At 70.3% G+C, this 11,241-nt stretch carries 12 protein-coding genes; 9 read left to right on the top strand and 3 right to left on the bottom strand.

The annotated features are described in order from the left end of the window. The first annotated feature begins 26 nt into the window (after nt 1–26). Nucleotides 27–899 carry an energy transducer TonB gene (locus tag QE438_RS12770; protein ID WP_309734499.1) on the top strand — a complete coding sequence of 291 codons (873 nt, stop codon included), beginning with the start codon at nt 27–29 and terminating at the stop codon, nt 897–899. Between the two features lie 745 nt (nt 900–1,644). On the opposite strand, the gene rho is transcribed toward QE438_RS12770, so the two are convergent. Beyond that, a complete protein-coding gene (gene rho, locus QE438_RS12765; protein WP_306996323.1) occupies nt 1,645–3,381 on the bottom strand; it encodes a transcription termination factor Rho in 1,737 nt (578 codons plus the stop codon). A 264-nt stretch (nt 3,382–3,645) separates the two neighbouring features. Further along, nucleotides 3,646–3,987, bottom strand: a complete 342-nt coding sequence (gene trxA / locus QE438_RS12760) for a thioredoxin TrxA (RefSeq protein ID WP_130521680.1) — start codon at nt 3,985–3,987, stop codon at nt 3,646–3,648. 226 nt (nt 3,988–4,213) lie between these two features. Between trxA and rhlB the strand changes: the two genes are divergently transcribed. The 8 genes from rhlB (at nt 4,214) to QE438_RS12720 (ending at nt 10,166) form a co-directional block, all read left to right on the top strand. Beyond that, nucleotides 4,214–6,004 carry an ATP-dependent RNA helicase RhlB gene (gene rhlB, locus QE438_RS12755; RefSeq protein WP_306995162.1) on the top strand — a complete coding sequence of 597 codons (1,791 nt, stop codon included), beginning with the start codon at nt 4,214–4,216 and terminating at the stop codon, nt 6,002–6,004. Between the two features lie 134 nt (nt 6,005–6,138). Further along, complete coding sequence (gene ftsE, locus QE438_RS12750; protein WP_306995164.1) at nt 6,139–6,825, top strand: cell division ATP-binding protein FtsE; 687 nt, start codon at nt 6,139–6,141, stop codon at nt 6,823–6,825. A gap of 37 nt (nt 6,826–6,862) precedes the next feature. Continuing rightward, the gene (gene ftsX, locus QE438_RS12745) at nt 6,863–7,828 is read left to right on the top strand and encodes a permease-like cell division protein FtsX (RefSeq protein ID WP_307184134.1); all 966 of its coding nucleotides are present in this window, start codon (nt 6,863–6,865) and stop codon (nt 7,826–7,828) included. Nucleotides 7,829–7,842: 14 nt separating this feature from the next. After that, nucleotides 7,843–8,685 (top strand): response regulator, encoded by an 843-nt coding sequence (locus tag QE438_RS12740; protein WP_130521684.1) that lies wholly within the window; start codon nt 7,843–7,845, stop codon nt 8,683–8,685. Further along, nucleotides 8,682–9,047 carry a dihydroneopterin aldolase gene (gene folB / locus QE438_RS12735; protein ID WP_309734490.1) on the top strand — a complete coding sequence of 122 codons (366 nt, stop codon included), beginning with the start codon at nt 8,682–8,684 and terminating at the stop codon, nt 9,045–9,047. The genes QE438_RS12740 and folB overlap by 4 nt, the downstream gene beginning before the upstream one ends. Beyond that, nucleotides 9,044–9,448 (top strand): 2-amino-4-hydroxy-6-hydroxymethyldihydropteridine diphosphokinase, encoded by a 405-nt coding sequence (locus QE438_RS12730; RefSeq protein ID WP_306995170.1) that lies wholly within the window; start codon nt 9,044–9,046, stop codon nt 9,446–9,448. The genes folB and QE438_RS12730 overlap by 4 nt, the downstream gene beginning before the upstream one ends. A gap of 127 nt (nt 9,449–9,575) precedes the next feature. After that, on the top strand, nt 9,576–9,701 hold the full coding sequence (locus tag QE438_RS12725; protein WP_306995172.1) for a hypothetical protein: 126 nt from the start codon (nt 9,576–9,578) through the stop codon (nt 9,699–9,701). Between the two features lie 339 nt (nt 9,702–10,040). Next, nucleotides 10,041–10,166, top strand: coding sequence for a hypothetical protein (locus tag QE438_RS12720; RefSeq protein ID WP_306995174.1), 126 nt, complete (start codon nt 10,041–10,043; stop codon nt 10,164–10,166). A 167-nt stretch (nt 10,167–10,333) separates the two neighbouring features. On the opposite strand, the gene QE438_RS12715 is transcribed toward QE438_RS12720, so the two are convergent. Next, complete coding sequence (locus QE438_RS12715; protein WP_130521686.1) at nt 10,334–11,074, bottom strand: pteridine reductase; 741 nt, start codon at nt 11,072–11,074, stop codon at nt 10,334–10,336. Nucleotides 11,075–11,241 lie beyond the last annotated feature (167 nt).

Raw genomic sequence — 11,241 nt, 5'->3', positions numbered from 1 at the left:
CGCCTCATCGTGGACAGGGATCGACCATGCGCATCACCGTCAGACTCGCGGCCTTCTTGTGCAGTGCGTTGCTTGCGACCGTGGGGAATGCCGCGTTCGCGCAGACCCGTGGCGAAGTCAGGGACACGCTGGAATCCAGCCTCGTCGTCACAGGCGACATCCGCATCGCCAGCGACGGCAAGGTCAAGGCGTTCCAGATCGATCGGCCGGACAAGCTGTCGGGCGATGTGACGCAGCTGATCGACCGTGCGGTGCCGAGCTGGGAGTTCGAGCCGATCCTGGTCGAGGGCAAGCCGGCGGAGGTGCGCTCGCGCATGCGCATCCGCCTGGTCGCGTACAAGCGGGAGGACGGCAACTACGTGCTGAGCATCCGCAGCGCGTCCTTCACCGGCGACCAGGACGAGGAGGTCGATGCGACCTGGCTCAAGCAGCAGAAGATGCCGCCGCCGGCCTATCCGGCGGTGGCCGCGGCGTCCAACGTGTCGGGCACGGTCTTTCTGCTGATCAAGGTCGGCGCGGACGGCAAGGTCCAGCAGGCGTTCGCCGAGCAGACCAATCTGCGCGTGCTGGCCAACGGGCGCGAGATGGCGCGCTGGCGCAAGGTGCTGGAGCAGTCGGCCATCGCCGCCACGCGGGCCTGGCAGTTCACGCCGTCCGCCAACGATCCCAAGCATCCCGAGGGCGGCTGGACCTCGCGCGTGCCGATCGACTATTCGCTCGCGCGCCAGCGTCCCGGCTACGGCACCTGGGAGCCCTACATCCCCGGTCCGCACATGCCGGCGCCGTGGCTGCGCCCCGAGCTGGCCCGCGCCCAGGACGTCGATGCCGCCCAGTCCGGCACGCTCGCCCCGGTCGGCGAAGGCGCCATCCGCCTGCGGACCGATCTCGGCCAGGGCTAGCGCGGGCGCGCTGCTGCTTCGGAGGTGCAGCGCTCCGGCGGGTAGTGTTCGCTTATCCCTCGGTCATGGCATCTGCCCCGACTTACACACCCCCATCGTCGTTCCCGCGAACGCGGGAACCCAGGGACTTTCGCTCGGAGCACCAATAACCGGCTCTGCTCGCGATTCTGAGATTGCGTTGCAGGTGAGCGGTGTGGCTTCGGAAGGGCAGCGGTCCGGCGGGCGGTGTCCGCTTATCCCTCGATCAGGGCATCCTGCCCTGACTCGGGCGCTCGGCGTCCTGCCTCGCTGGTCGCGGCCCCCGCCCGCCGGCCCGCTGCCTCGCGCGTCAGGTCACGAGGCTTCGGTTTGCGCGGTCGTTCGAGACCCTCGCCTAGGCGCAGAGCGCGATCAGTGAAGGGAAGGGCTTCGACTTGAGGCCCCCTCCCTTGCGCGCAGCGCAGGGGAGGGCTGGGGAGGGGTCGGGGCTTTCCCGAGTAAGCCACAGAAGCAAAAGCAAAAGCACCCCACCCCAGCCCTCCCCTTCGCCTGCGGCGAAAGGGAGGGGGCAGAGCGCTTGCTCAATGGCTTCGTTGGAAGAAGTCCTGATCTGCACGCTCGCGGAGCCGCGCCCGGCCGGGTCGAGGCTGCTCACCGAAGCCGGCTTTACCGACCACGCACACTGAAGTCATTCCCCCACATCGGCGCGAGACAAACAAAAAGCCCCGCAGTGCGGGGCTCTTTGTTGGGCTGCGAGAAGCGCGGTTCAGCGCTTCATCGAGCTGAAGAACTCGTCGTTGGACTTGGTGTTCTTCATCTTGTCCAGCATGAATTCCATCGCGGCGATTTCGTCCATCGGGTGCAGCAGCTTGCGCAGGATCCAGATCTTCTGCAGCAGCTCCGGTTCGATCAGCAGGTCCTCGCGGCGGGTGCCGGAGAGGTTGACCGCGATGGCCGGGTAGACGCGCTTCTCGGTGATGCGGCGATCCAGGTGGATTTCCGAGTTGCCGGTGCCCTTGAACTCTTCGTAGATCACCTTGTCCATCGCGCTGCCGGTGTCGACCAGGGCGGTGGCGATGATGGTCAGGCTGCCGCCTTCCTCCACGTTGCGCGCCGCGCCGAAGAAGCGCTTGGGGCGGTGCAGGGCGTTGGCGTCCACGCCGCCGGTGAGCACCTTGCCCGAGGAGGGCACCACGTTGTTGTAGGCGCGGGCCAGGCGGGTGATCGAGTCGAGCAGGATCACCACGTCCTTCTTGTGCTCGACCAGACGCTTGGCGCGCTCGATCACCATCTCGGCGACCTGCACGTGGCGGGCGGCGGGCTCGTCGAAGGTCGAGCTGATGACCTCGCCGCGCACGGTGCGCTGCATTTCGGTCACTTCTTCCGGACGCTCGTCGATCAGCAGCACGATCAGGTGCACGTCGGGATGGTTGGTGGTGATGGCCGTGGCGATCTGCTGCATCATCATCGTCTTGCCCGCCTTGGGCGGGGAGACGATCAGCGAGCGCTGGCCCTTGCCCTGCGGGGCCATCAGGTCGAGGATGCGGCCGGCGATGTCTTCGGACGAACCGTTGCCGCGCTCCAGGTGGAAGCGCTTGCGCGGGAACAGCGGGGTCAGGTTCTCGAACAGCACCTTCCCCTTGCTGGCCTCGATCGGCTCGCCGTTGATGGTGTCGACGATGTTCAGCGCGAAGTAGCGCTCGCCGTCCTTGGGCCAGCGGATGCGTCCGGAGATGTGGTCGCCGGTGCGCAGGTTGAAGCGACGGATCTGGCTGGGCGAGATGTAGGTGTCGTCCGGGCCGGCCAGGTAGCTGGCCTCGGCCGCGCGCAGGAAGCCGAAGCCGTCGGGCAGGATCTCCAGCACGCCGTCGGCGGCCACGCCCTCGCCATGGCGGGTCAGCACCTTGAGCAGGGCGAAGATCACGTCCTGCTTGCGGGCGCGGGCCACGCCTTCCTGGATCTGCAGCTGGTCGGCGATCTCGATCAGCTTGTGCGCCGGCATCTTCTTCAGATCGCTCAGCGAGTATTGCGGGAAGCCCTCGGGCACCTGCGGGTGCGGACGCGGCACGAAGGTCTCGCTGGCGGCGTCCTGCGGCAGACCGTCGTTGTAGCGGTCGTTGCGGCCCCGCTCGCGGTCGCGGCGGTTGCGGAAGCGCTCGCGGCGGTTGTTGCCCTGGCCCTGCTGCTGGCCGTTCTGGTTGTTCTGATTGTTCTGGTTGTTGTTCTGGAAGCGCTGCGGATTGTTGTGCTGGCCGTTGCCGTTGGCCTCACCGCTCTGCTGGCCCTGCGGAGCCTGCCGGGGCTCGCTCGGGGCGCCGTCGCCGCCGCCTTCGTTGCGCGGCGCGCTGGCCTCAGCCGGGGCGGCGGGCGGCGCCGACGGGGCGGGCGCGCTGGCTTCCGGCGCCGGGGCGGGCCTGGGCGCAGGCGGTGCGCTGTCCAGGGCCAGGTCGGGCTGGGCGATGGCGTCGGGCTTGGGGGTCTTGCTCACGCGCGGCTTGCGCACGCGCTTCTCGGCGGTGGCGACGCCGGTTTCGTTGCTGTCGGACAAAGGGCGATTCCTCGCTTAAGAGGTTGCGAGCCTGCCGGCGGCACAAAGGGCGCGGGCGGCTGTTGGAGTGACGGTGGGTGGTGTTGCAGAAGGGGTGCGGCGCGAGAACCCCAAGCGCCGGATATCTTGACCTTAACACCGCGCCGGAACGGCTTCAAGCGCGTCCCGGCGTCGGTTTGCAGCGGATTCAGGCCCCGCGGGAGGCCGCGGGGCGGGGCATCAGGCGGCCTGGGCGCCGATGGCCTTGTCGATCATCTGGGTCAGCTGACCCTTGCCGACGGCGCCGACCTGGGTGGCCTGGACCTGGCCGTCCTTGAACAGCAGCAGCAGCGGGATGTTGCGCACGTGGTACTTGATGGCCGTGGCGCGGTTGTCGTCGACGTTGAGCTTGACCACCTTCAGGCGGCCCTCGTAGGCGTTGGCCAGTTCGTCCAGGACCGGGGCGATCATCTTGCACGGACCGCACCATTCGGCCCAGAAATCGACCAGAACGGGTTCATCGGACTGCAGTACGGCAGCGTCGAAATCGGCGTCGCCGACGTGGGTCACCTTGTCGCTCATCAGGGGGTCTCCGTGGGAGGTTTCGCGGTGCGGGGCCGGAAGATGGCCGCCGGATGCGGTAAAATGGGGTGTTTCGCGGCCCGATCAAGCCCTGCATGCTCTAGGGGGCGGCCGCGCCACCCGGCATCGAGGGCGCCAGTGTGCGACCGGGTTGCCGGCGATGCAAGCGGACTTCTCCGCCCCCTTCATCCCGCCGTCGGCCCGTGCCCCGGCGTAAAGAGAATTCATGAGCGACAAGCCTCTTACCGACGTCACCTTCAACTCCTTTCCCCTGCATCCGGACCTGCTGGCCGGGCTGGAAGCGGCCGGTTTCTCCCGCTGCACGCCGATCCAGGCGCTGACCCTGCCGGTGGCGCTGGCCGGGCGCGACGTGGCCGGCCAGGCCCAGACCGGCACCGGCAAGACGCTGGCCTTCCTGGTGGCGGTGATGAACCGCCTGCTGACCCGGCCGGCCCTGGCCGACCGCAAGCCCGAGGATCCGCGCGCGCTGATCATGGCGCCCACCCGCGAGCTGGCCATCCAGATCCACAAGGACGCGGTCAAGTTCGGCTCGTCGCTGGGCCTGCGCTTCGCGCTGGTCTACGGCGGGGTGGACTACGACAAGCAGCGCGAGCTGCTGCAGCAGGGCGTGGACATCATCATCGCCACCCCGGGCCGCCTGATCGACTACGTCAAGCAGCACAAGGTCGTGTCCCTGCATGCCTGCGAGGTGTGCGTGATGGACGAGGCCGACCGCATGTTCGACCTGGGCTTCATCAAGGACATCCGCTTCCTGCTGCGGCGCATGCCCGAGCGCACCACGCGCCAGACGCTGCTGTTCAGCGCCACGCTCAGCCACCGCGTGCTGGAGCTGGCCTATGAGCACATGAACGAGCCGGAGAAGCTGGTCGTCGAGGCCGAGACGGTCACCGCCGCGCGCGTGCGCCAGCGCATGTACCTGCCGGCCGACGACGAGAAGATCCCGCTGCTGCTGGGCCTGCTGTCGCGCAGCGAGGGCGCGCGCACCATGGTGTTCGTCAACACCAAGGCCTTCGTCGAGCGCGTGGCCCGGGCGCTGGAGCGCGCCGGCTACCGCGTCGGCGTGCTGTCCGGCGATGTGCCGCAGAAGAAGCGCGAGACCCTGCTCAAGCGCTTCCAGGCCGGCCAGCTCGAGCTGCTGGTCGCCACCGACGTGGCCGCGCGCGGCCTGCACATCGACGGCGTCAGCCACGTCTACAACTACGACCTGCCGTTCGACGCCGAGGACTACGTGCACCGCATCGGGCGCACCGCGCGCCTGGGCGCCGAGGGCGACGCGATCAGCTTCGCCTGCGAGCGCTATGCGATGAGCCTGCCGGACATCGAGGCCTACATCGAGCAGAAGATCCCGGTCGAGCCGGTCACCGCCGAGCTGCTGACCGCGCTGCCGCGCCCCGAGCGCGCGCCGCTGCCGCCGGGCGAGGAGGGCGAGGAAGCCGAGAGCGTCAGCGCGATCTTCCGCGAGGCGCGCGAGCAGAAGGCCGCCGACGAGGCGCGCCGCGGTGGCGGGCGCTCCGGCTCCGGCGGCGGTGGGCGCAGCGGTTCGCGTGAGGGCGGCCGCAGCGGCGCCCGCGATAGCGCCGGCAGCCGCGGCCCGCGTCCGCCGCGCCGTCCGCGCAGCGAGCCGGCGGCAGGCGAGGCGGCCGTTGCGCCGGTCGCCGACACGCCGCTGGCCGAGGCGCCCCGCGCCGTGCCGGCCGCCGTCGCAGACGTCGAGGCGCCGCACGATCCGAACGCGCCGCAGGGCGAGAAGCGCCCGCGCAAGCGCCGTCGTCGCCGCCACGGCCGTCCGGTCGAAGGCGCCGAAGGCGCGACGCCGCCCTCGGCCAGCTCCGGCAACGGCGCCGCTGGCCCGCGCGCGCCGCGCGCCAAGCCCGAGCCGTCGGCCGCCGCGCCCGTCGCCAAGGCCAAGCCGGCCCCGGCCGCCGCGTCGTCCGCCGGTAACGACTCGTTCCTGACCCGCCTGGGCCGCAAGATCAAGTCGCTGGTCGGCGGCTGACGGTAGAGGGACGCGGGCGGAGCAGCGCCAACGCATCGGCGCTGCGGCCGATTCGCCGCCACGCGTTCCTCGCTCCGCTTCCCGCTCCACGGGTCGCGCACTCGTTCTTCGCGTCGCGCGGGCATAATCGCGCCATGACCGTCCTGCGCTTCGAAAACGTCAGCAAGCTCTATCCCGGGGGCCACGAGGCCTTGTCCGATGTCAGCTTCGAGGTGGGCGAGGGCGAGATGCTGTTCGTCACCGGCCACTCCGGCGCCGGCAAGAGCACGCTGCTGCGGCTGGTGCACCTGAGCGAGCGGCCCAGCCGCGGCGCGGTGGTGTTCGACGGGCGCAACCTGCTCAAGGTGCGCGGCCGCCAGGTCCCGCTGCACCGGCGCCATGTCGGCGCGGTGCATCAGGACCATCGCCTGCTCACCGACCGCACCGTGGCCGAGAACGTGGCCCTGCCGCTGATCCTGCGCGGCGACCGCCGCGGCGACATCGGCAAGCGCGTGCGCGAGGTGCTGACCCGCCTGGGCCTGGGCCACCGCGAGCGCGCGCTGCCGACCCAGCTCTCGGCCGGCGAGCAGCAGCGCGTGGGCATCGCCCGGGCGATCGTGTCCGAGCCGCGCCTGCTGGTCGCCGACGAACCGACCGGCAACCTCGACCCGACCCTGGCCGCGGAGATCATGTCGCTGTTCGCCTCCATGCCCGAGCGCGGCACCTCGGTGCTGGTGGTCAGCCACGACCTGGCGCTGATCAAGCGCATGCGCAAGCGCGTGCTGATCCTGGACCATGGCCGGCTGATGGACGACATCAGCCCCGACGACCTGGCCGAGTGACCGACATGATGTCCGCAAGTTTCGTAGGGGGGCGCGCATGAGCGACGAACCGGGCCCGAAGATCGAACCCAACCGCCGCGTCGACGGCCCGCGCTCGGGCGTGGGCATCTGGCTGGACCAGCACCTGTACAGCTTCGTCTCCAGCCTGGGCCGCGCGCTGCGCCGGCCCTGGTCCACGGCGCTGACCATCGGCGTGATGGCGGTCGCCCTGGCCCTGCCGCTGGGCCTGTGGCTGGCGCTGGGCAACGTGCAGCACTTCGCCGGCAGCGTGCAGGCCTCGCGCCAGGTGGACGTGTTCCTCAAGCGCGACACCTCGCCCGAGCGCGCCCGCGCGCTGGCCGACGAGGTCCGTGCGCGCCCGGACGTGGCCCGCGTGGACCTGCGCACGCCCGAGCAGGGCCTGGCCGACTTCCGCAAGCTCAGCGGGCTGGACGCGGCCATCGATGCGCTGGACGAGAACCCGCTGCCGGCCCAGCTGGTGGTGATCCCCAGCGGCGACGACGCGCCGCTGGCCCAGGCGCTGGAGCAGCTGCCCGAGGCCGACGTGGTCCAGCACGACGCGGTCTGGCGCCAGCGCCTGGACGGCTGGCTACGCTTCGGCACGCGCCTGGTGTGGGTGCTGGCGGCGCTGTTCGGCCTGGGCGCGGCGCTGGTGGTCGGCAACACCGTGCGCCTGGACATCCAGTCGCGGCGCGAGGAGATCGGCGTGCTGCAGCTGCTGGGCGCCAGCGACGGCTTCATCCGTCGGCCCTTCATCTATCTGGGCGCCTGGTATGGCCTGGGCGCCGGGGTACTGGCGCTGGGCCTGGTGCTGGTGGCCGGGGCCGCCCTGCGCGCGCCGCTGGATGCGCTGGCGCAGAGCTATGGCAGCCGCTTCGCGTTGGACGGGCTGGACCCGGCGCGCGCTGGTCTGGTATTGGTGGCGGCCTTGATCATCGGCTGGTTGGGGGCCTGGTGGGTGACCGGGCACTACCTGCGCCAGACCCGCCCGACCGACACCTGACCGCCCCCGCGCTTATGGCCCCCCAAGACTTGCGGCACCTGATCAGCGACGCGCCACGGGTCATGGTGGTGGACGGCTCCAAGATGGTGCGCAAGCTGATCGCCGATGTGCTCAAGCGCGACCTGCCGCAGGTCGAGGTGGTCGGCTGCGCGACCCTGGCCGAGGCGCGCGAGGCACTGGCCAAGGGGCCGGTCGACCTGGTCACCACCGCGCTGTCGCTCAAGAGCGGCAGCGGCCTGGAGGTGGCGCGCGCGGTGCGCGAATCCGCCGGCCAGGCCTATGTGCCGGTGATCGTGGTCTCCGGCGAGGCGCAGCAGCATCTGGAGGAGCGCCGCTTCACCGAATTCGTCACCGACTACTTCGACAAGGCGCTGGGCCACGAGGCGCTGGCCGCTTTCATCCACGGCTACGTGCAGCCCGAGCCGGTGCCCGGCTCGACCGTGCTCTATGTCGAGGACAGTCGCGTGGTGGCAGAGACCACCACGCGCATGCTCGAGCGGCATGGGCTGAAGGTGGTCCACGTGCTGCGCGCCGAGGACGCCTTCGGCCTGCTGACCGCCGAGTCGCTGGGCCTGTCCGATATCCGCTTCGACGTGGTGCTGACCGACGTGACCCTGAAGGGCGAGCTGAGCGGGGTGGACATCGTCCAGCGCGTGCGCGTGGATTTCGGCTACGGCAAGCGGCGCCTGCCGATCCTGGTGATGACCGGCGACAGCAACCGCGACAACCAGGCCGAGCTGCTGCGCGACGGCGCCAACGACCTGGTGCTCAAGCCGATCGAGGAACGCCTGCTGGTGACCAAGGTGCTGTTCCAGCTGCGGCTGGCGCGCATGGCCGGCGGGCGCGTGGACGCATGAGCCCGATGGACGATGTGGTCTTCATCGACGGGCTGCGGACGCAGGCCTTGATCGGCGTGTACGACTTCGAGCGGAACGGCCCGCAGCCGCTGGTGTTCGACGTGGAGATGACCATGGACACGCGCGCGGCCGGAAGCAGCGATGCGCTGGGCGACACGGTCGACTACGCGGTGGTGGCGCAGACCATCGAGCAGCTCTGCGCCGGCTCGGCCTTCGCGCTGGTCGAGGCGCTGGCCGAGACCATCGCCGCGCACCTGTTGCGCGCGTTCCCGATCCGCACCGTCGCCCTGCGCGTGACCAAGCCGCAGGCCGTGCCGGCCGCGCGCGGCGTGGGCGTGCGCATCGTGCGCCACGCCGCATGAAGACCCACCGGTACGTGCTGCTGCTCGGCACCAGCCTGGCCTCGCCGCTGGTGCTGGAACGGGCGATCGAATCGTTGGCGGTCGAGGGCTTGATCGAGGCAGCCTCGCGCCGGGTCAGCGGGCCCAGCATCAGCGCCGGCGATGCGCGCCATTTCCACAACCAGGCCGTGGTGCTGGCCACCGCGCTGACGCGCGAGGCGCTGCCGGCGCGGCTCAAGCAGATCGAGGCCGCGCTGGGCCGCGCGCCGAATGCGGCCGACTGCGTGATCGACATCGATCTGGCCTGCGAATGCGACGGCCACGGCATCGTGCTGTGGCGCGACGACCGCAAGCTGGGCCATGCGCTGTTCCTGGACCTGATGCAGGACGTGCTGGATCAGCTGCGCGGCTCCCACCTGTAGAGCGGAGCTCGCTCCGCTGGGGCTTTCGCCGATGATCCGGCCGAAGCGCAGCGGAGCCTGCTCCGCTGAGGCTTTCCCGATGATCCGGCTGAAGCGCAGCGGAGCAAGCTCCGCTGGGGCTTTCCCGATGATCCGGCCGAAGCGCAGCGGAGCAAGCTCCGCTCTACGGCGCGACGACCGCAAGCTGGGGCATACGCTGTTCCTGGACCTGATGCAGGACGTGCTGGATCAGCTGCGCGGCTCCCACCTGTAGAGCGGAGCTCGCTCCGCTGGGGCTTTCGCGATGATCCGGCCGAGGAGCAGCGGAGCAAGCTCCGCTCTACGACGCGACGACCGCAAGCTGGGACATACGCTGTTCCTGGACCTGATGCAGGACGTGCTGGATCAGCTGCGCGGCTCCCCCTGTAGAGCGGAGCTTGCTCCGCTGGGGCTTTCCCGATGATCTGCCCGAAGAGCAGCGGAGCAAGCTCCGCTCTACGACGCGACGACCGCAAGCTGGGCCATGCGCTGTTCCTGGACCTGATGCAGGACGTGCTGGATCAGCTGCGCGGCCCCCCTGTAGAGCGGAGCTCGCTCCGCTGGGGCTTTCCCGATGATCCGGCCGAAGCGCAGCGGAGCAAGCTCCGCTCTACGACGCGACGACCGAAAGCTGGGCCATGCGCTGTTCCTGGACCTGATGCAGGACGTGCTGGATCAGCTGCGCGGCTCCCACCTGTAGAGCGGAGCTTGCTCCGCTGGGGCTTTCGCCGATGATCCGGCCGAAGAGCAGCGGAGCAAGCTCCGCTGGGGCTTTCCCGATGATCCGGCCGAAGCGCAGCGGAGCAAGCTCCGCTCTACAACGAGGTGGCGACTTGGTCCGGGGGACGGTTGCTTCCACGCTTCGCGCTACACGAACACCGAGCGCCCGCCGTCGATCGCCACCACCTGGCCGTTGATGTAGGCATTGCCGTCCAGCAGCCAGCGCACCGCCGAGACGATGTCCTCCGGCGCGCCCTGGCGCTGCAGCGGCACGCGCTCGCGCAGCAGGGCCTCGGTCTCGGCCTTGGTCGGGTTCTCCGACCACAGGATGTTGCCCGGCGCGATCGCGTTGACCCGCACCCGCGGGCCCAGTTCGCGCGCCAGCGACTGGGTCATCATCACCAGCGCGGCCTTGGCCATGCAGTACAGCGTGTGCTCGGGCAGCGGGCGCTGGGCATAGATGTCGGCGATGCTCACGATCGCCCCGCCGCTGGCCGCCAGGTGCGGCGCGGCCGCCTGGGAGAGGAAGAACGGCGCGCGCGCATTGGAGGCGAACAGCGCGTCCCACTGCGCCGGCGTGGCCGTGCCGATCGGCGTGGCGTAGTAGGCCGAGGCATTGTTGACCAGGGCGTCGAGCCGGCCGAACCGCCGCACCGTGTCTTCGACCAGCGCCGGCAGCCGCTCGGTGTCGGCCAGCTCGGCCTGCAGCATCAGCGTGCTGCCCGGGCGCACGGCTTCCAGTTCATCGACCAGCGCCTGCATCTGCGGCGCCGAGGCGCGGTAGTGCAGACCCAGCGCGTAGCCGTCGGCGTGCAGGGCGCGGGCGATGGCCGCGCCGATGCGCTTGGCGGCACCGGTGATCAGGGCGACGCGGGGTTGGTCGGACATGGCGGTCATCGGGGCGAGGACGAACCGCGATTGTGGCATCGCCGGCCGCCGCGCCGGACTGCCGCGCGCGCCGCTGGCATTGCTTGACGCCGGTCATGGTTTGCGGGCATGTTGCCGAAGAACCCTGTCGCGACCGCTTTCCGCTGGCTGCAAGGGCATCGGAACGG

This window comes from Pseudoxanthomonas sp. SORGH_AS_0997, from assembly GCF_031453535.1.
Classification (GTDB): Bacteria; Pseudomonadota; Gammaproteobacteria; order Xanthomonadales; family Xanthomonadaceae; genus Pseudoxanthomonas_A; species Pseudoxanthomonas_A winnipegensis.
Note: the sequence above shows the minus strand (reverse complement) of the source record. Positions and strands in the feature narration are given on the sequence as shown.